Here is a 20575-nt window from a genome sequence, read left to right as displayed (position 1 = left end):
GACGACCACCGAGCCGCCCCCCGCCGCCCCCATCACCGCCGCCGGATCCCCCGGCAGGGCTTTCGACGACTACCCGGTTCAGGCCTTGATGAGCTTCACGCAACGCCCGTCCGTCGTCTTCACCGAAGGGCGCGGCAGTTGGCTGCAAGACTCGCAGGGGCGCCGATACCTCGATCTGGTGCAGGGCTGGGCGGTGAACACCCTCGGCCATGCCCCCGAGACCGTCGCACAGGCCATCGCCGCCCAGGCAGGCAGGCTGCTGCATGTGGGCCCGGGCCTGCACAACGCGCCGGCCATCGCGCTGGCCGAGCGCCTCACGGCCTTGAGCGGCCTGGGGCGCTGCTTTCTCGCCAGCAGCGGAGCCGAAGCCAACGAAGGTGCCATCAAGCTGGCGCGCAAGTTCGGCAGAAAGAAGCGCGGCGGTGCGCACGAGATCATCACCTTCCGAAACGCCTTTCACGGACGCACGCTCGCCACGATGAGCGCCAGCGGCAAGCCCGGGTTCGACACCCTGTTCGCGCCGCAGGTGCCGGGCTTCCCGAAGGCGACGCTGAACGACATCGAATCGGTGACCTCGCTCATCGGCCCTGGCACGGTGGGCGTGATGCTGGAGTCCATCCAAGGCGAAGCGGGGGTGATCGAGGCGCAGCCCGAGTTTCTGCGCGCACTGCGCAGGGTGTGCAGTGAACTGGGCCTGCTGCTCATCGTGGACGAAGTGCAGACGGGCATCGGCCGCACCGGCCCGCTGTTCGCTCACCAGCGCGCGGGCATCGTGCCCGACGTGATGACGCTCGGAAAAGGGCTCGGCGGCGGCGTGCCCATCGCCGCCCTGCTCGCTCGCGAAGAGGTGTGCTGCTTCGAGCCCGGCGATCAGGGTGGCACCTACACCGGCAACCCGTTGGTGTGTGCCGCGGCCCTGGCGGTACTCGACGTCGTCACCGCGCCGGGCTTTCTGAGCGACATGAGCAAGCGCGCCGCGCGCTTCCGCGAGGGCCTCGATGCCCTGGCCCGGCGCGAAGGCGCCCCGGCCTGCAGCGGCCAGGGCCTTCTGCTGGCGCTCGAGCTGCCGCAGCCGGGCCGCGCACAGCGTGTGGCCGACGCGCTGCGCGAACGCGCTGGGGAGGGCCTGCTGGTCAACGCCGTGAGACCGGAGCGCTTGCGGCTGATGCCCGCACTCAACGCCAGCGAGGCCGACCTGTCGCTCGCGCTGCAGTGGCTGGACGACATGCTGCGCCGGGTGAACTGAGCCTCGCTCCTGGCTGTTGTCGCTGCCATCGCCGTGGCGGTGGCGGGTCAGCTCACGCGCAGCAGGCGTAGTAGCCCGTGTACTCGGCGTGCTGCTGCGGCAAGCCGGGCACGAAGGTCAGGCGCTTGCCGTTCGACAGCGAGTTGAAGATCACCGGGTAGCCCACGCCCTTGATCGCTGAGTTGATCACCACATAGGCCGCGTTAAGGTTGTTCAGCTCGTCCCAGAAGTAACGCAGTACTTCGAAGGTGAGTGCGGGTCGGGTGCGGCGCGCCGATCCAGGCGCGACGCTGGCAATCAGCTCATGTGCCTGATCGGGGCGGATGCGGGCCTGCGAGGTCTCCACCAGGAAGATCGACGACACGTCGGGCTCCAGGGGCTCGTTGAAGGCCTCCTCGGCGAGCGCACTCGACTTGGCGGCGTCCAGGTTGCAGCGCATGTGTTCAGGCGCCTTCGTGTTGCGCTGGCGGACGAAGATCTGCCAATCCTTCGCGTCGAAGGGCAGCGGATCGACCGCCTGTTGAAACGCCAGTCCACCGCCTGGCAGTTCCACCACGCTGGGGGGCTCTCGCTCGGTGTCGGTCAACTCGGCCTGGCCCAAGGCGTACTTGAGGCCGAACTGAAGGTGCGGCTTGCTCTTGAGCAGGCGTTGCAGATGACGCTCATGGATCCCGATGGAACCCATCGTCGCGAACATTTCCTCGCAAAGGGCGGTGTGCATTGAAGCTGGCTCCGGCATTGGTCGACCCACGTGCACAGGGCTGCGCCCCGCGCGAACTCGAGTGACCAACCACACCAGGACGCCATACCGCCCAGCGCCCCGGGCCCTGCTGATCAGCCGCCCGAGAACCTGACATTCCCATGTCGACACCTCCCTGGTGCCGTACTTCTGTACTTGTGCCGCCAGTCTTCTCCAAACGCGAGCCGCTCGATCGCCGAAGTTGGCAGGCACTTTCCAGCCAATTCCATGCCGCAATTCGCTGCGGGGCGAGACTGCGGCCAAGAACGGAATGCTAGGTGCGCTGTTTCGCACGCTTTTTCGGCTCACCCACTGACGGCACCGGTCGATAAAGCAAACGATTGGGGTTCCCCCTTAGTTCTCGGGAGGCCCACCCATCCACCAAGCGCGTGAACACCGGGAGTGACGCGATGACTGCCTTTTTGAACCTGAAGATCGGGGCCAGACTGGGCCTGATGATCGGGACCGTGCTGCTGATGATGGCCTCGATCGCGGGCACCGGCATCTGGGGACTGAACGCGTTGCACGACATGACGCGGCGCACGCTCGATCAGGACGTGGCGTTGGCCCAGCGCGCCGCGGAGTTGCAGATCCTCGTGCTGCAGGAGCGCCGGTTCGAAAAGGACAGCTTCATCAACCTGGCCGATGCCGAGAAGCGCGAGAGCTACGTCAAGAAGTGGAAGGACGCCGGCGCCAAACTGCAGGCCGTGCTGGACAAGGCGAAGGCGCTGGACCTCTCCGAAGAAGACCGGGCCGAGCTGGGTCGCATCGGCGAAGGCTACAAGGCCTACGCCGATGGCTTCGCCAGCACCATCGCCGCGATCGAGGCGGGCCAGATCACTTCCACGCAAGATGCCAATGCCGCGCTCGGCAAATTCAAGCAGGCGGTGCACGGCATGGAGAAGGCGGTGGACGCGATCAACGAACACGCCATGGCCCGTGCCGGCACGGTGGTCGGGGCGGTCGAGGCGGTTCGCAACCGCAGCGCAGGCGTGCAGATCGGGCTGTCGCTGGCCGGCCTGCTGATCGCGGCCCTCGGATGCGTTTTCGTCACCCGCACCATCACCCGCCCGATCTCGCAAGCAGTGCAGGCGGCTGAAACGGTGGCGGCGGGCGACCTCAGCGGCCGCATCGAGGCGCGCTACCGTGATGAGCCGGGCATGCTGCTCGCCGCGCTCAAACGCATGAACGACAGCCTGGTCACGATGGTGACGAGCGTGCGCGAAGCCAGCGAATCGATCGCCACCGGCTCGTCACAGATCGCCAACGGCAGCGCCGACCTGAGCCAGCGCACCGAAGAGCAAGCGAGCAACCTCGAGCAGACAGCCGCTTCGATGGAAGAGCTGACCGCCACCGTCAAGCAGAACGCCGACACCGCGAGCCAGGCCACAGAGCTGGCCAGCAGCGCGTCGCAGGTGGCCACCCAAGGCGGCGAAGTCGTGGGCAATGTGGTGCGCACGATGGACGACATCAGCAACAGCTCGAAGAAGATCGCCGACATCATCGGCGTCATCGATGGCATCGCCTTCCAAACCAACATCCTGGCGCTGAACGCGGCGGTTGAGGCCGCCCGCGCCGGCGAGCAAGGCCGGGGCTTTGCGGTGGTGGCCGGTGAGGTGCGATCGCTGGCCCAGCGCAGCGCCCATGCGGCCAAAGAAATCAAGACCCTCATCAACGAAAGCGTCGAGAAGGTCGACAACGGCACCCGCCTGGTGGCCAACGCCGGCCAGACCATGGACAACATCGTCCGCCAGGTCAAGCACGTGAGCCAGCTGATCACCGAGATCAGCACCTCCAACCATGAGCAGAACAACGGCATCGGCCAGATCGGCCAAGCCGTCAACCAGCTCGACAACGTCACCCAACAGAACGCCGCCCTCGTCGAGGAAAGCGCCGCCGCCGCCGAGAGCCTCAAGCACCAGGCCGCCAAGCTCGCGGATCTGGTGCGGGTGTTCAGGGTCGAGGCCTGACGAGCCGCCAACGGGGCCCAGAACCGCCCGGTCGGTCTTCCGCTGCCGGCGGTGATGCCGGGTCGGGCTCGCGCGCCGGGGTTCACTCTGCATCGCGCTCACAACCCCGAGTCCGCGAGCGGCCATTCACCCCCTGAGGGCTGCCGAGGGTGCACCTCGTAGCCCAGCCCACGCCCTAATAAACCGGCAGCGGCGTGACGCCGCACGTACACACCGGGCCCTCGCCTTTCTGGGATTCAGGCCGCTCGACCTGATCACCACCGGCCATCCGGCCGCGCACAGGCCTGCAGGCTGGCAGAGGGACGTCCCCCTCTCCTGCCGTGGCGCTGCCGCGCGGCGCCCGCCCACCGCCGACGAAGCCACCCCGCTGGCAGGCAGGCTATGCGCCGCAGGCCTTGCCCGGGCAACGTTTCGCGTGGGACAGGCAGCGACAAGGATGGCTTCGAACCCTCTTCATCTCCAACGCGCCTCGTCGGCCATCGGGGCCCGGCCTGAGATCCACCGCCGATCCATCAAACGTGCATCATGCACATTTCTTGTAACTTAACGTATCACGACGATCAACACACTCGCTCCGACGTCGATAAAAAGGTAACCAGGCCGGCACCCACCGCCGGCCTCACGCAGCAGTGAAAGGACCCTTGATGAGCCAGTTCTTCTTCCGTCAGCCAGGCCTCGCAGCCGCCCTGGTCGAGTCGGAGTTCAACCCAGCCTATGTCGCCCCGCCCCAGCCGACCCACAACGCAGGTCGCGCCGTGGCTTTGTCCGCGGACGACGACGCGCCAGGCGAGGTTGAGGACGGCTCAGAGGACGATGACACGCTCGACGGTGGCGACGGCTCCGACGAGCTGCACGGTGGTGGCGGCCGCGATCACCTGCGGGGCGGTCTGGGCGACGACACGATCGACGGCGGAAGCGGCGACGATGACATGGACGGCGGAGACGGCGACGACAGCTACTTCGTCAACAGCGCAGGTGACCATGTGACCGAAAACGACGGCGAGGGGCATGACACGGTCGAAGCCGATGTCGACTACACCCTGGGCGCCAACCTGGAAGACCTTCGGCTCGGCTCCCACGCACACAACGGCGGGGGCAACCAACTGGACAACCGGATCGACGGCAACTCCGGCTCGAACCGGCTGACCGGCGCCGCCGGCGACGACACGCTTTCCGGCGGCCTGGGCAATGACAACGAGGACGGTGGAATCGGAGACGACTCGCTGGATGGCGGCGACGGCACCGATCAACTCACCGGTGGCTCCGGCAACGACGATTTGGACGGCGGCAAGGGCACCGATCGCCTGAGCGGCGGCGACGGCGCAGACTTGCTCGACGGAGGTGCTGGCGATGACACCGAAGACGGTGGCATTGGAGACGACGACCTGTCAGGTGGCGACGGAAACGACAAGCTGACCGGCGGCGCCGGAAGCGACGATGAAGACGGTGGCCTGGGCAACGACGTGCTCAGCGGTGATGATGGCAATGACCAGCTGGCCGGTGCGGGCGGGAACGACAACCTGAACGGCGGCACGGGCAATGACACCGAAGACGGCGGTACAGGCAACGACACGCTCAGTGGCGCCGACGGCGATGACTCCCTGACCGGGGGCGACGGAGTCGACAACCTGTCTGGCGGCGCTGGCGGCGACCTGCTCAACGGCGGAACAGGCGCCGACATGCTGCAAGGCGGGGCCGGAGACGACGTCTATGTCCTGGACTCGGCTGCCGATCGTGTCGTTGAATCCAGCAATTCCGGCGTCGACACCGAGCAGAGTTCGGTCAGTCGAGTGCTCGATAGCAACGTCGAGCGGCTGGTGCTGACCGGCAGCGCAGCCATCTCCGGAACCGGGAACGGGCTCGCCAACACGATCACGGGCAACTCGGGCAACAACAGGATCGACGGGGGGACAGGCAGCGACACGCTCTGCGGCGCCGGCGGCAGTGACACCTTCGTCTTTTCCAGCGATACCTTGGACCCGCGCAATGCCGATCACATCACCGACTTTGTGAGCGGCAGCGATCACCTGCAGTTGAACCACACCGCGTTTGGCCGCCTGGGTGCCACCGGCCAACTGAATGACGCCATGTTCCATGAGGGCACCACCGCGGCCAGCAGTACCGATCACCTGATCTACGACCAATCGACGGGTTCTCTCTACTACGACGCGGACGGTGCTGGCGGCCAGGCGGCACACTTGATCGCATCGCTTGGCGCAGGCACCGAGTTGCACGCGAGCGATATCTTGATCGGATGATGAAGCGATCGTCGCGAAGCCGTACCGAATGGAAATTTGGGCGGTGAACGCAGCCAACCCAAAGCAAAGGGGCGCCCCAACGGGCGCCCCCTTCTATTTGGCATTGACGACCTTGGTGGCGTCAGCCGCCATCCAAGACGCTGCCCAGGCGCTGATCAGCGCTTCTTTAGCAGCTCGTTGACGGCCGCCTCCAGCTGCAGGTCTCGGCCGCTGGCCAGCAGTGCCGGGTCATGGGGCACCTTCACGTCGGGCTCGACGAGTGCCTTCTCCATGAATTCACCCTTCGAGTCGCGGAAGCCGACTTCCGGGATGCCGAAGTACAGCGTGCTGTCCTGCAGCGTCTCCCACCAGACGGCCGTGCCCGTGCCGGCCACCGGCATGCCGACCAGCTTGCCGATGCCCAGCTTGCGGTAGGTCCACGGGAACAGGTGTGCGTCGGAGTAGTTGCTCTCGCTCATCAGCACCACCGACGGCTTCACCCACTTGCCGGTCGGCTCCCAGCCCAGCGACTGGCCACGAGGCAGGAACTCGAGGTAGGCCTTGCCCGAGAGGAAAGTGGCCAGCTCGTCGTGCAGGTTGCCGCCGCCATTGAAGCGGGTGTCGACAATCAGCGCTTCCTTGCCGCTGTGCCGGCCCAGCACTTCAGAGAAGACATCGCGGTAGCTTTCGTCATCCATGCCGCGCACATGCACATAGCCCAGCCGGCCATTCGACAGCTTCTCGACCATGTCGCGCTGCGTGCGAACCCAGCGCTTGTACAGCAGCTCGTTCTGCTCGGGTTGCGAGATGGGCTTGACGACCTGCTCGAAGCGCTTGTTCTTCGCGGGGTCGAACACCGACAGCTCGATGCGCTGGCCGGCCTTGCGGTTCAGCAGCGAATCAAAATCGGCGCCAGCACCAATCGCCACGCCGTCGATCTTCTCGATCACCATGCCGGCTTTCAGCGCCACCTTGGCGTTGACGAGCGGGCCGCCGTCGATGACCTCGGCCACCTTCACGCCTGCACCCTGGTAGCTCTCGTCGAAGAAGGCGCCCAGGGCTGCCGTGGCGTCGGCATCCTTCGGGTGAGGCCGGTAGCCTGAGCCGGTGTGCGACACATTCAGTTCGCCCAGCATCTCGCTCATCGCCTCGGCGAAGTCCCAGTTGTTGCTGATGAAGGGCAGTTGACGCTCATACACCTTGCGGTAGTAGCCCCAGTCCACGCCCTCCATGTCGGCCACGTAGAGCTTCTCGCGGGTCTGGCGCCAGATGTGCTCGAACATCTCCTGGCGCTCGGCCACGCGGTCCAGGCGCATGTCGGCGCTGAACTCCATCGGCTCGGCCTTCACCTCGCCCTCTTCCTTCGGCACCTTGAACTTGCGGATCGAGCCGCCCACCAGCACGATGGCGTTTTCGCCCTTGGCGTCGAGCTGAAGGTCGACGCCCTCGGGCTCACCGCGATCGACCTTGCCTGCCGGGAACTCGGCCACCTTCTTGACCGACTTGTGGCGCGCCCGCAAGGACCACAGCTCATACGACTCGGCCGTCTGGGCGAGGTAGTACAGGGTCTCACCATCCGGCGTCATCGCTGCGGCGCGTAGCGCCCCTGAATTCGGCGTCAGGCGAACGACCCGGTCTTCCAGCCCCTCGCGCTCGATCTTCACCGGTTCGGGCAGCTTGATTTCGTCGTCGTCGTCCTTGCCGTCCTTGCCCTTCTTGGCGCCGTCGGCCTTGGCCTTGTCTTCCTTCTTCTCGTCCTTCTTGTCGCCGTCTTTCTTCTCGTTGTCTTCTTCCTGCTTCTTCAGCAGCGCGAACTCGCTCTTCTCCAGGTTGAAGCGGTCGAACGCCTCCTGGGTGAAGAACATGGTGAACAAGTCCTGCTGCGCGGCACCGCCGGTGCCATGCAGGCCCATGCGGTCGCTGTACCAGAGCATGGCCTTGCCACCCTGGGTGAACACAGGGTGGAAGTCTTCGTAGCCGCTCTTGGTCAAGTTGAGCAGCGGCCCCTTGCCCTGCGCATCGATCAAGCCGACCTCGGTGCTCCAGCGGTTGTGGTCGACGAAGTTGACCAGCAGCGATTTGCCGTCCGGCGACCAGTCAAACCACTGGTCGCCGTCGGCGTACGAATAGTTCATGGCGCCCGGCAGCACCTCGCGCACCTTGCCGCTGGCGATGTTCAGCACCTTCAGCGTCGTGCGGCCTTCCAGGAACGCCACCTCCTTGCCATCAGGCGAATAGCGGGGCTGGAAGTTCTCCTTGCCGTTCTTCAGCAAGGTCTTCACCTGCACGTTCGACGCGCTGAAGAAGTACGGCACGTCCTTCTTCTTGCCGGGCAGGTGAGCCTCGTACAGATTCCACGACCCGTCGCGCTCGCCGGCAAACACCAGGCGGCGGCCGTCCGGGCTGAAGCTGACCGACCGCTCTTGCGCCGGCGTGTCGGTGATGCGGCGGGTGTCACCAAACTCGGTCGAGGCCACGAACACCTCACCGCGCACGATGAAGGCCACCTCCTGGCCATCAGGGCTGACGGCGATCTCGGTCACACCTTCGCTGAGCTTCAGGTGTTCGATGCGGTCCACACGCGTGTCCGCGGCGATCTGCACCGAGACTTTCTTCGGCTCGGTGGCGCCAGGCACCATCGTGTAGAGCTCACCGTCGTAGCCAAAGCTGAGCGTGCCGTCCTTGGCCACACTCAGGAAGCGCACCGGGTTCTTGGTGAAGCGTGTCACCTGGGTGGCCGCCTCGGGCTGGTTCAGCGGCATCTTCCAGACGTTGAACGAGCCACTCTTTTCGCTCAGGTAGTAGACGGCCTGCTCGTCCGGTGCCCAGACGGGGTTGCGGTCTTCGCCGCCGAACGAGGTCAACTGGCGGTGCTTGCCCGTCTTGGCGTCGTACAGCCAGATGTCGCGAGCCACCGGTGAGATGTGATGCTTGCGCCAGGCGTTTTCATAGCCTTTCCAGTCTTCATAGACGAGCAGGCTGCCCTGGCTGTTGAGCTGGCCGGCCATGGCCGGGGTGCTGAAGACCTGGGTGGGCCGCTTGCCGCCGTCCACCGACACCTTGTAGAGCTCACGCACCGCACCGCTGGGGAACTGCACATTGGTGCGAGCGTCCATGCGCTGGGCGCTGAACAGCACTTCCTTGCCGTCCGGCGTGAAGGTCAACGGCAGTTCACCGGCCGAGTGGGTGGTCAGCCGGCGCGACGGGCCACCGGCGGCGTCCACCACGTAGACGTCGAAATTGCCGTGCGTGTCGCTCGCGTAGGCGATCGTGCGGCCATCGGCCGACCAGACCGGCGAGAAGCTGTAGTGGCCGTTGCTCACCAGCAGGCGAGCCACGCCGCCGCCGGCTGGCACGACGAACAGGTTACCCTGGAACGCGAAGGCAATCTCCTGGCCGTTCGGCGAGATGGCCGAGTAGCGCAGCCACAGCGGGTCCTTCACCGGCCCCAGAGGCGCCGGGGCGGCGCTGTGGGCCTGCATGGCCACGGCCATCGAGATCGTCAATGCCGCCAGGCGGCCAGGGGTCAGTCGTCGTTTCATGAGGTCAAGCGCAGTCGACGGTTTTCGAAGCCCGCGAATATGCCTCAGCTTGGGCACCAGACGGGCGACTTCCGACGAAATGCCGCTTGGCGAGGATGAACCGCAGCGCCAGTCCGGGCTTCACGGCGAAGGCCAGCCGGCGCACAATCAGCCGCAGACGTCCCGCTCAGGATGGACGCCCAGGGAAGGCCGGTGCCGAAAACTGTTTTCGCACGGGGCGCCATCAGGCGCGTATCTCCGCTGCCACGCTGGTGGCCGCCAGTGTTGGCCTTCGCCATGGCCGTCGCTGCAGTGGGTGGCTGGGTGGTCTGGCGAGAGTTCCAGTCGCAGCGGCGCCAAGCCAGCGCCCACCTGCAATCGCTCGCCGAGCTGCGCACCACCCAGGTCGAATCCTGGGTCGAGCGACAGATGATGCTCGCACGGGTCATGTCCAGCGGGCCGGCGTTGGCCGAGCTGTTCAACCAGTGGCAGAAGACCGGCGATCCCGCCCATGTCGACCGCCTGCTGGCCCGCAGCATCGAGTTCCGGCAGGCGAATGACGGCGATGGCGTGTTGGTGATGGACGCCCGAGGACGCGTGCTCGCCAGCGAACACCCGCAGCCGTCCGGAACGAACCCAGAGCTGGACAGCCTGTTGAAGCAGGCCCTGGCCGCCGGCACGCCGATGCACACCGGCATCTACCGCCAGGAAGGGGCGCGCTTCGAACGGCAGTTCGACGTGGTGGTGCCTCTGGTGGGCACGGGCTCGCCGGCCCAAGGGGCGATCGTGCTGCAGGTCGACCCTGGTCGCGCCTTGTTCCCGATGCTCGTGACCTGGCCCGTACCCAGCGAGAGTGGCGAGTCCATCCTCTGGCGCCGTGTGGGCGACCAGTTGGTGAACCTGAGCGATGTGCGTCATCGGCCCGGCAGCGCAGGCCAGCTGGGCCAGTCGCTCAGGCATTCACCGGTCGCGGTGGCGCGCGCGCTGCGGGCCGAGGCCCTCCCTGGCGGCGTCATGCAGTCGGTGGACTACCGCGGGGAAGAGGTGCTCGCGTCGGTGCGGCCGGTGCGCGGCACCGACTGGTGGCTGGTGTCGAAAGTCGACGTCCGCGAGGTCGACCGCCCGGTGTGGACCACGGCGGCGTGGACGCTGCTGAGCGGTGCGCTGGCGTTGATCGGCTTCGGGCTCGCCAGTTGGCAGTGGCACCACCGCCAGCGGCTGGCACAGGCACGCCGCGATCGGGCACAAAACGAAGCGCGCATGGAGACATTGGGCCTGCTGGAGGCGATCGCCCACAGCTCATCCGATGCCATCTTCGCCAAAGACGGCCAGGGCCGCTACGTCTTCGTCAACCGGGCCGCCTGCATCGAATTTGGCAAGCGCGCGGACGAAGTCATCGGGCATGACGACGCCCGGATCTTCGGGCCGGAGCTGGCCGAGCAGTTGCAGGCCCACGACCGGGCCGCGCTGGCAGCGGGCTCGCCCCAGGTGTTTGACGAGCGGCTGCCCGGGCCCGACGGCGACCGGATCAACCTGTGCACCCGCGGGCCTTTGTATGGCGCCGATGGCCAGCAGATCGGCGTGTTCGGCGTCTCGCGCGACATGACCGATGCCCACCGCGCCCACCGTGCCCTGCGGGCCAGCGAGGCCCACTTCCGGACGGTCGTCTCGGTGCTGAACGAAGGCGTTCTGGTATGCGACCCGCGCGGCGTGGTGCTGAGCTGCAATCCGGCGGCCGAGAAGATCGCCGGCACCCGTCAGTCCGACTGGCAAGGACGCAACATCGTGGCGCCCGGTTGGACGATGCTGCGCGAGGACGGCTCGCCGATGCCGCCCGAAGAAACGCCGCCCGGCCGGGTGCTGCGCGGAGAGCCGGCGCTCGAGGGCGTGCTGCTGCACACCCGCAGCCCGCAAGGCGACAAGGTCTGGTTCGAGGTCAGCGCGTCACCCGTCTTGAACCCCGACAGCGGCGAGCTGATGGCGGTGGTGACTTCGTTCACCAACGTGACCAACCGCAAGGCTCAGGACGACGAGATCGCCCGCCACCGCGAAAACCTGGCCGAAGAGGTTGCTGCACGGACCCGCGAGCTGCGCGAAGCCGTCAGCCGTCTCGAAGAAATGGTGCGCTTCAACCGCACGCTCACCGACACGCTGCCGGGTCGGGTGGTGTACTGGGACCGGCACATGCGCTGCCGCTTCGCCAACCGCAGCTTCCTGGAGTGGTTCGAGAAGACGGAAGACGAGGTGATCGGCCACCCGTTGAACGACGTGTTCGAGGGCGAGTTCCTGCAACGGGTGCTGCCCCGCCTGCGGACGGCATTGCGCGGAGAAGCGCTGCACTTCGAACGCGAGCAGATCGAGCGCCACGGCCAAAGCCACTTCTACCAGTTGCACTACCTGCCCGATGAAGCGGTGCCGGGCGAGGTGCTGGGCGTCTACGTGATGGCCTTCGACATCACCCCCCTGAAGCGCGCCGAGAACGAGCTGCTGCGCGCCAATGCCGAGTTGGAGCATTCACGCAATGCGGCCGAGGCGGCCAGCCGGGCCAAGAGCGCTTTCCTGGCGAACATGAGCCACGAGATCCGCACCCCGATGAACGCGATCATCGGCCTGACCCACCTGATGTCGCAGGATTCGAACGACCCGGTGCAACTGGAGCGGCTGGACAAGGTCGACCACGCGGCCCACCACCTGCTGCAGGTGATCAACGACATCCTGGATCTGTCGAAGATCGAGGCCGGGAAGATGGTGTTCGAGATCACCGATTTCCGCCTGGAAGCACTGATCGCTCAAACGCTCGATCTGGTGGCGGGGCGCGCCCGAGAAAAAGGCCTGCAGCTGCGCTGCGACACTGCCGACCTGCCCTCTCGCATGCGCGGCGATCCCACACGCCTGTCCCAGGCGCTGCTGAACCTGCTGTCCAACGCGGTGAAGTTCACCCAGCACGGCTGGGTCCGGCTGTCGGGCCAGGTCGTGGCGCGCGACGGGCGGCGGGTGAAGCTGCGCTTCGAGGTGAAAGACACCGGCGAGGGCATCGCGCCCGAGCGCCAGGCCGCCCTGTTCACCGCCTTCGAACAGGCGGACAGCACCATCGCCCGCCGCCACGGCGGCACCGGCTTGGGCCTCGCGCTGACGCGCCATCTCGCCACCATGATGCAAGGCGAGGTCGGTGTGCAGAGCGAGCCGGGTGTCGGCAGCGCCTTCTGGATCACCGTGTGGCTCGAACAGGCCGACGAAACTTTTGCCCCCGCCGAGCCGCTGTCGCCTCTGGCCGAGAGCGAGTCCCGCCTGCGGCGTGCCCACGCCGGCCAGCGGGTGTTGCTGGTCGAGGACAACCCGATCAATCAGGAAGTGGGAGGCGAGCTGCTCGACCGGGTCGGGCTCGCCGTTGAGACGGCCGCCGACGGCCGCCGCGCGGTGGAGCTGGCCAGCACGCGGCCTTACGACCTGATCCTGATGGACATGCAGATGCCGGTGATGGACGGCCTGGCCGCTACCCGTGCCATCCGACGCCGCCTGGGGCCTCGGCCGCCGATCATCGCCATGACGGCCAATGCCTTCGGCGAAGACCGCATGGCCTGCCTGGAAGCGGGCATGAACGACCACGTGGCCAAACCCGTGGACCCCGCGAGCCTCTACACCACCTTGCTGCGCTGGCTGCCACCGCCTTCGCCGCGCGATGGCACCGGCCCGACAGCGCCTTCCGGGCAGCCCTCTTCTCGCACGGCGCCTGCGCGCACGCTGTCGCCACCGCCCGCCGCGCCATCCGCCACCCCGATCGCCGCGCCTGCGCGGTTCGACCCGATTCCAGGGTTGAACATCGATCAGGCCCTGGCCCAGGTCGCCGGCCACTGGCCCACGCTCGAGCGGGTGCTGGAACGCTTCGTCCAGGCGTATGGGCCCGGGCTTCCGGCGCTGATGGAGCCGCCGACCCCTTCCACGAACGCGCAGTGGGCGGCGGTGTGCCATTCGCTGCGCGGGGCCGCCGGCGCGATCGGTGCCGAGGCGCTGACGCAGTCCGTGCGCCAGCTCGAACACCAACTGCACCTGCCGTTCGACGCCGCCACCCTGGCGGCGATGGGGCAAGGGCTTCATGAAGAACTGCTCGATTTGGTCCAGCGGATGAGGGCCCAGTTGGCCGACGGGCCGCTACGCTGATGCGCCCGCTGCGCGGCCCAGGTGGCCGCAACTACCCCACACCATCCAGAACCTGCACCGAGGAGCCGACATGTGGCGCTTGCTGTTCCTGTGTTTGATCGCGTCGGCGCCCGCGCTGAGCGAGGCGCAGGCCACGTGGCGGCGCCCGATCACCGCGCCGCAGGATTTCCTGGCGCACGAGCCCGAGCAGGCCCTTGAACTGAGCGCTGCCTGCCGCGCCACCGTGGCCCCGCGCCTGGCCGCGGCCCGCGTGGTGCGCCTGGCCGCCGCCGACATCAGCGCGCTCGAAGCCTGCACCAAGGCACCCGTCGCCCAGGGCGGCAAGTTGATCCACGCCGTGCGCGCCGTGCGCATCGGCGGCAGCGGGGGCGATTACCAGGTCTATTTCAACAAGACCGAGGTCTTTGTCTTCCACGGCTCGTTCGACAAGCTGCCGATGGCCGACGCGGTCGTGCTGGTGGCCGCCGATGTGGAGCTGACCGACGCTTTCGCTGACGCGGCGACGCTCGACTGAACGTCGATCACACCTGGCAACCGGCCTCCGGCCCGGCCGGCCCCGCGCCGAGGAACACCGGCTCCGGAATGCGCCAGCCGTAGCGAACGGCCGTCAGCTCGGCGAGGATCGACACCGCGATCTCCGGCGGCGTGCGGGCCCCATTCTTGATTCCGACCGGCCCGTGCAGCCGCGCCAGCGTGGCCTCGCCGATGTCGAAGTGTTCGGCCAGACGCTGCTTGCGCTTGGCCTGGTTCACCCGCGAACCGATGGCGCCCACATAGAAGCACGGCGAGTTGAGGGCTTCCATCAGCGCCAGGTCGTCGAGCTTCGGGTCGTGCGTCAGCGCGATCACGGCGGTGTGGGCGTCCGGCCTCAGCGCCTGCACCGCGTCATCCGGCATGTCGCGCAGGTAGCGCACGCCCGGTAAGGGCTCGGCAGGTGTGTACTCGTCGCGCGGGTCGCACACCGTCACCTGGTAGTCGAGCGCCTGGGCCATCTGGGCCAGGTAGTGCGTCATCTGGCCCGCCCCCACGATCAGCAGCCGCCAGTTCGGGCCGTGGGTGGTGATCAGCCGGTGCTCGTCCAGCACCACCACGTCAGCGCCCTCGGGCTCGCTCAACGCCACCGCGCCGGTGGCAAGCGTCAACTCGCGCCGCACCTGCTGGCCATCGACCAGCCGGTCGAGCAATGCCTCGACCTGGCTGTGATCGGCCAGCGGCTCCAGCACCAGCTCGAGCGTGCCGCCGCAAGGCAGGCCGAAGCGCGCTGCCTCGTCGCCCGATACCCCGTACCGAACCACCTGCGGAGCCGTGGCCGCCAGTGCCTGCGCCTTGGTGCGCTGGATCAGATCGTCTTCGATGCAGCCCCCCGACACCGAGCCGGCGATTGCGCCGTCGTCACGCACCGCCACCACCGAGCCCACCGGCCGCGGCGCCGAGCCCCAGGTGCGCGTCACCGTGCCCATCACCACCCGGTGCCCGCCTGCGCGCCAGGCCACGACCTGCCGCAGGATATTGAGATCCACGTTGTCCATGACGCCAGTGTGGCGGATGCGGCTTGTCCGTGCAGGGCCACGGATTCCCTGAGCCCGCGGGCCGGCTGTTCCGTTTTGGAACAGCCCCCGGGTGAACCCCGATGCCGCCGGGGTCATCGTGCCGGACATTGCTAGGTGTTTGTGGCACCAGCCAGCCGACTGTCCGATGCCTAAGATGCAGCGCACTCCGGGGCGTCGCCTGTCGGGCGTTCATCTCCAGGGCCCATTTGCACTACTCGAAGCAAGGAGACGACATGACCACGCTGACGCTGAAGGTCAACGGCCGCGAAGTGACACGCGACGTCGAACCTTCGACACTGCTCGTGCAGTTCATCCGAGAAACGCTGCAGTTGACCGGCACCCACGTCGGTTGCGACACCGCCCAGTGCGGCGCATGCACCGTGCACCTGGATGGCCGTGCGATCAAGAGCTGCAACATGCTCGCCGTGCAGGCGGCCGGCCGCGAGCTGACCACCATCGAGGGCCTGGCCAAGGCCGATGGCACGCTGCACCCGATGCAGAAGGCCTTCAACGAGTGCCACGGCCTGCAGTGCGGCTTCTGCACGCCCGGCATGGTCATGAGCGCGGTCGATCTGGTGAAGCACCATGACTGCGGCAGCGACCAAGCCATCCGCGAAGGGCTCGACGGTAACTTCTGCCGCTGCACCGGCTACCAGAACATCGTCAAGGCCGTCCAGCAAGGCGCCGCAGCGATGAACACCCCCGCGGCCTGACGAGGAGACGCCATGAACGCACCGACCGAGACCCGTGGCTTCATCGGCCAGGCTGTCAAGCGGCGTGAAGACGCGCGCTTTCTCACCGGCACTGGCCGCTACACCGACGACATCACGCTGCCGGGCCAGACCTATGCGGTCTTCGTCCGCTCGCCCTATGCCCACGCCTCGCTCAAGAGCGTGAACACCGCCGCCGCCGAGGCCGCGCCCGGGGTGCTGGGCGTCTTCACCGGCGCACACTTCAAGGAGGTGGGCGGCCTGCCCTGCGGCTGGCTGATCAACTCGATCGACGGCACGCCGATGAAGGAGCCCAAGCACCCCATCCTGGCGGATGGCAAGGTGCGCTATGTGGGTGACCGCGTCGCGATGGTCGTCGCCGAGACACTGCAGCAGGCCAAGGACGCCGCACTGCTGGTGGAGGTCGATTACGACGAGCTGCCCGCTGTCGTGGACGTGACCGAGGCCCTGAACGCCACAGGCCAGGTGCACGCCGAAGCCCCGGACAACCGCTGCTATCAATGGCAGATCGGCGATGCAGCCGGCACCGAGGCTGCCCTGAAGAGCGCGGCCCATGTCACCACGCTGAGCTTCCGCAACAACCGTCTCATTCCGAACGCGATCGAGCCACGCGCTGCCAATGCGGCGTACGACCGCGCCGGCGACAGCTACACGCTGTATGTGGCCAACCAGAATCCGCACGTCGAGCGGCTGCTGATGTGCGCATTCGTGCTCGGCATTCCAGAGCACAAGATGCGGGTCGTGGCGCCCGATGTGGGTGGCGGCTTCGGCTCAAAGATCTTTCTGTACGGCGAAGAGACCGCCCTGGTCTGGGCCAGCAAGCGCGTGGGCCGGCCCATCAAGTGGACGGCCGAACGCAGCGAATCGTTCCTGTCGGATGCGCACGGCCGTGACCACGCCACCACCGCCCAGCTGGCGATGGACAAGGACGGCACCTTCCTCGCGCTGAAGGTCGACACCACCGCCAACCTGGGCGCGTACCTGTCCACCTTCTCCAGTTGCGTGCCCACCATCCTGTACGCCACGCTGCTGGCCGGCCAGTATCGAACGCCCAAGATCAGCTGCACGGTGAACGCGATGTTCACCAACACCGCGCCGGTGGATGCCTACCGCGGCGCCGGTCGGCCCGAGGCCACCTACGTGGTCGAGCGCATGGTCGAGACGGCCGCACGCGAACTGAACATGGATCCGGGCGAGATCCGGCGCAAGAACTTCATCCACGAGTTCCCTTACGCCACGCCGGTCGGCCTCACGTACGACACGGGCGACTATGACGCGACCCTGAACCGCGCCGAGCAATTGGCCGATGTCAAAGGCTTCGCGGCTCGAAAGCAGGCCAGCGAAGCCAAGGGGCTCAAGCGCGGCATCGGCTATTCGGCCTACATCGAGGCCTGCGGCATCGCGCCTTCGAGCGTGGCGGGTGCGCTGGGCGCCCGCGCGGGCCTGTTCGAAGCCGGCGAGGTGCGGGTGCATCCGACCGGCAAGGTCACCATCTTCACCGGCAGCCACAGCCATGGCCAGGGCCATGAGACGACCTTTGCCCAGGTGGTGGCCGACAAGCTGGGCATCTCGATCGACGATGTCGAGATCGAGCACGGCGACACGGGCAAGATCCTCTTCGGCATGGGCACTTACGGTTCCCGTTCGCTGGCGGTGGGCGGCACGGCCATCGTCAAGGCGCTCGACAAGGTCATCGCCAAAGGCAAGAAGATCGCCGCGCACCTGCTTGAGGCGGCCGACACCGACATCGAGTTCGAAGGCGGCCAGTTCAAGGTGGCCGGTACCGACAAGGCGGTGCCGTTCGCCTCGGTGGCGCTCACCGCCTACGTGCCCCACAACTTCCCGCACGACAAGCTCGAGCCGGGCCTCAACGAAAACGCGTTCTACGACCCGAGCAACTTCACCTACCCGGCCGGCACCTACATCTGCGAAGTGGAGGTCGACCCCGCCACCGGCGTCACCCGAATCGACCGCTTCACCGCCTGCGACGACTTCGGCAACGTCATCAACCCGATGATCGTCGAAGGCCAGGTGCACGGAGGCCTGGCGCAAGGCATCGGCCAGGCACTGCTCGAACACGGCGTGTACGACAAGGAAACCGGCCAGTTGCTCAGCGGCAGCTACATGGACTATGCGATGCCGCGCGCGGACGACCTGCCCACCTTCACGGTCGAAACGGTCAAGGGCACCCCGTGCACCCACAACCCGCTGGGTGTGAAGGGCTGCGGTGAGGCGGGTGCCATCGGCTCGCCGCCAGCCCTCATCAACGCGATCTGCCACGCCATTGGCGTGAAGGACGTGCCGATGCCCGCCACGCCATACGCCGTCTGGCAAGCCATCAAGAGCAACCGCTGAAAGGGCCACCACCATGCAAGCCTTTGCTTATCAAAATCCCACCTCGGTGGCCGATGCGGTGCGTGCCGGTTCGGCCGGCGGCGCCAAGTTCGTGGCCGGAGGTCAATCGCTGCTCGCGGCGATGAAACTGGGCCTGTCGGCGCCCGACGCCCTGGTCGACCTGGGCCAGGTGTCGGGCCTGCGCGGCATCACCGTGGCCGGCGGCACGGTGACCATCGGCGCGATGACCACCCACGCCGAAGTGGCGGCGTCGAAAGAAATCCGCCAAGCCATCCCGGCGCTGGCGCATCTGGCCAGCGAGATCGGCGACCGGCAGGTGCGCAACCGCGGCACCATCGGCGGCAGCCTGGCCAACAACGACCCGGCCGCCGACTACCCAGCTGCGGTGCTCGGCCTGGGTGCGACCATCCAGACCGACCAGCGCACCATCGCGGCCGACGACTTCTTCAAGGGCCTGTACGAAACCGCGCTGCGCGATGGGGAAATGATCACCGCCGTGAAGTTCCCCGTGCCCGACAAGGCCGGGTATGAGAAGTTCAAGCAGCCGGCCTCGCGCTTCGCCACGGTCGGCGTCTTCGTGAGCAAGGGTGCGGGCGGCGTGCGCGTGGCGGTCACCGGTGCCAAGGCCTGCGTATTCCGCGCTGAGGCGCTGGAAGCCAAGCTCAAGGCCAGTTGGGATGCGGCGTCTTGCCAAGGGGCAACCCTCTCGCCGACCGACATGACGACCGACCTGCACGGCTCGGGCGAATACCGCGCCGCGCTGATCCCGGTGTTGGCGGGCCGAGCGGTCGCCGCCAGCTGAGCCTTTGCCGCCCCACTGAAACGCCGCACTCGCTGCGGCGTTTCTCTTCCAGCCCTATGACCCACCCCACTGCCCTGCCCGAATCGATCGATGCCACCGTGCAGGCGCTGTTGGCGCACGATTACGTCGCCGAGCGCGAGCTGGCCACCACCACGTTCCTGGCGCTGAAGCTGCAGCGACCGCTGTTTGTCGAAGGCGAGCCCGGCACGGGCAAGACGGAGATCGCCAAGACGCTCGCCCGCATGCTGGATCGCCCACTGATCCGCTTGCAGTGCTTCGAAGGGCTCGATCTGGCGGGCGCCGCCTACGAATGGAACTACGCGCGGCAGATGATGGCCATTCGCCTGCGCGAGCTCGGGCCACCTGAAGCCGCCACCGCCGCCGCACCTGGCATCACGAGCCGCGGCAGTGCGCTCGAAACCGAGTTGTTCAGCGAACGTTTCCTCATCAAGCGCGCCCTGCTTCAGGCGATCGATCCCGCCAACCCGGTGGCGCCGGTGCTGCTGATCGATGAGCTCGATCGCGCCGACGAGCCGTTCGAGGCGTTCCTGCTGGAGGTGCTGTCAGACTTTCAGATCACCATCCCCGAGCTGGGCACCGTGCACGCGACGCAGCCGCCGGTGGTGGTGATCACGTCGAACCGCACCCGCGAGATCCACGACGCGGTCAAGCGCCGCTGCCTCTACCACTGGGTGGGGTTCCCCGATGCTGCGCGCGAGCGGGCCATCCTGGATCGCCGGGTCCCCGGCGCGCCCGAGCGGCTCTCCGCCGAGATCGTCGCCTTCGTGCAGCGCTTGCGCGGGGTGGATCTCTACAAGTTGCCCGGCGTGGCTGAAACCATCGAGTGGACGCGCGCCCTGATGGCGCTGGATGCGATGGTGCTGGATCCGCAGACGGTGCAGCACACGCTGGGCGTCATCTTGAAGTACCAGGACGACATCGCCCGCATGCAAGGCGGTGAGGCGGCACGGCTCTTGGCCGAGGCGCAGGATGCGATGCGAAGCGCTGGGCGCGCCTGAAATGGACGTTGAACCGGTCGATCGCTGCGCGCTGCGGGTGCTGGGTAACCGGCTCCGTTCATGTCCCCCGGCGCTGGCCTTCGGCCATCACCTCCTCCTGATACTTCACTGCGCCGGTCACCCAGCACCCGCAGCAATCCCAGTGGTCTGCCTCTCGTTGATCAGCCAACACGATGCCAGATCAGGACGGCGGGGTGCTGTGTGAAGCGAAGTATCAGGAGAAGCCGGCAGCCGCAGGCTGGCGGCG

General features: G+C 67.1%; 12 protein-coding genes. 9 read left to right on the top strand and 3 right to left on the bottom strand.

The window, feature by feature from the left end; translation table 11 throughout:
- The first annotated feature begins 88 nt into the window (after positions 1–88).
- The gene (locus AACH06_RS21930) at positions 89–1246 is read left to right on the top strand and encodes an aminotransferase class III-fold pyridoxal phosphate-dependent enzyme (protein ID WP_341427943.1); all 1158 of its coding nucleotides are present in this window, start codon (positions 89–91) and stop codon (positions 1244–1246) included.
- 52 nt (positions 1247–1298) lie between these two features.
- On the opposite strand, the gene AACH06_RS21925 is transcribed toward AACH06_RS21930, so the two are convergent.
- A complete protein-coding gene (locus tag AACH06_RS21925; RefSeq protein WP_341427909.1) occupies positions 1299–1967 on the bottom strand; it encodes a hypothetical protein in 669 nt (222 codons plus the stop codon).
- Positions 1968–2395: 428 nt separating this feature from the next.
- On the opposite strand from AACH06_RS21925, the gene AACH06_RS21920 reads away from it, so the two are divergent.
- Both AACH06_RS21920 and AACH06_RS21915 read left to right on the top strand, forming a co-directional pair.
- Positions 2396–3955 (top strand): methyl-accepting chemotaxis protein, encoded by a 1560-nt coding sequence (locus AACH06_RS21920; protein ID WP_341427908.1) that lies wholly within the window; start codon positions 2396–2398, stop codon positions 3953–3955.
- 644 nt (positions 3956–4599) lie between these two features.
- A complete protein-coding gene (locus AACH06_RS21915) occupies positions 4600–6213 on the top strand; it encodes a calcium-binding protein (protein WP_341427907.1) in 1614 nt (537 codons plus the stop codon).
- Positions 6214–6368: 155 nt separating this feature from the next.
- Here the strand turns inward: AACH06_RS21915 and AACH06_RS21910 are convergent, their stop codons facing one another.
- Positions 6369–9734 (bottom strand): S41 family peptidase, encoded by a 3366-nt coding sequence (locus tag AACH06_RS21910; RefSeq protein ID WP_341427906.1) that lies wholly within the window; start codon positions 9732–9734, stop codon positions 6369–6371.
- Between the two features lie 276 nt (positions 9735–10010).
- Between AACH06_RS21910 and AACH06_RS21905 the strand changes: the two genes are divergently transcribed.
- Positions 10011–13871, top strand: coding sequence for a PAS domain-containing protein (locus AACH06_RS21905; protein WP_341427905.1), 3861 nt, complete (start codon positions 10011–10013; stop codon positions 13869–13871).
- 70 nt (positions 13872–13941) lie between these two features.
- A complete protein-coding gene (locus tag AACH06_RS21900) occupies positions 13942–14385 on the top strand; it encodes a hypothetical protein (RefSeq protein WP_341427904.1) in 444 nt (147 codons plus the stop codon).
- A gap of 7 nt (positions 14386–14392) precedes the next feature.
- On the opposite strand, the gene AACH06_RS21895 is transcribed toward AACH06_RS21900, so the two are convergent.
- A complete protein-coding gene (locus AACH06_RS21895) occupies positions 14393–15400 on the bottom strand; it encodes an XdhC family protein (protein WP_341427903.1) in 1008 nt (335 codons plus the stop codon).
- A gap of 254 nt (positions 15401–15654) precedes the next feature.
- Between AACH06_RS21895 and AACH06_RS21890 the strand changes: the two genes are divergently transcribed.
- From AACH06_RS21890 to AACH06_RS21875, 4 genes are read left to right on the top strand one after another with little or no spacing between them, the layout of a single operon-like run.
- Positions 15655–16134, top strand: a complete 480-nt coding sequence (locus AACH06_RS21890) for a (2Fe-2S)-binding protein (protein ID WP_341427902.1) — start codon at positions 15655–15657, stop codon at positions 16132–16134.
- A gap of 12 nt (positions 16135–16146) precedes the next feature.
- On the top strand, positions 16147–18507 hold the full coding sequence (locus AACH06_RS21885) for a xanthine dehydrogenase family protein molybdopterin-binding subunit (RefSeq protein ID WP_341427901.1): 2361 nt from the start codon (positions 16147–16149) through the stop codon (positions 18505–18507).
- 13 nt (positions 18508–18520) lie between these two features.
- Positions 18521–19309: an FAD binding domain-containing protein gene (locus AACH06_RS21880; protein ID WP_341427900.1), complete on the top strand. Its 789-nt coding sequence runs from the start codon at positions 18521–18523 to the stop codon at positions 19307–19309.
- A 56-nt stretch (positions 19310–19365) separates the two neighbouring features.
- Positions 19366–20328, top strand: a complete 963-nt coding sequence (locus AACH06_RS21875; RefSeq protein WP_341427899.1) for an AAA family ATPase — start codon at positions 19366–19368, stop codon at positions 20326–20328.
- Positions 20329–20575 lie beyond the last annotated feature (247 nt).

Source organism: Ideonella lacteola, assembly GCF_038066555.1.
Lineage (GTDB): Bacteria > Pseudomonadota > Gammaproteobacteria > Burkholderiales > Burkholderiaceae_C > Ideonella > Ideonella lacteola.
This window is presented reverse-complemented; position numbering and strand designations above follow the sequence as displayed.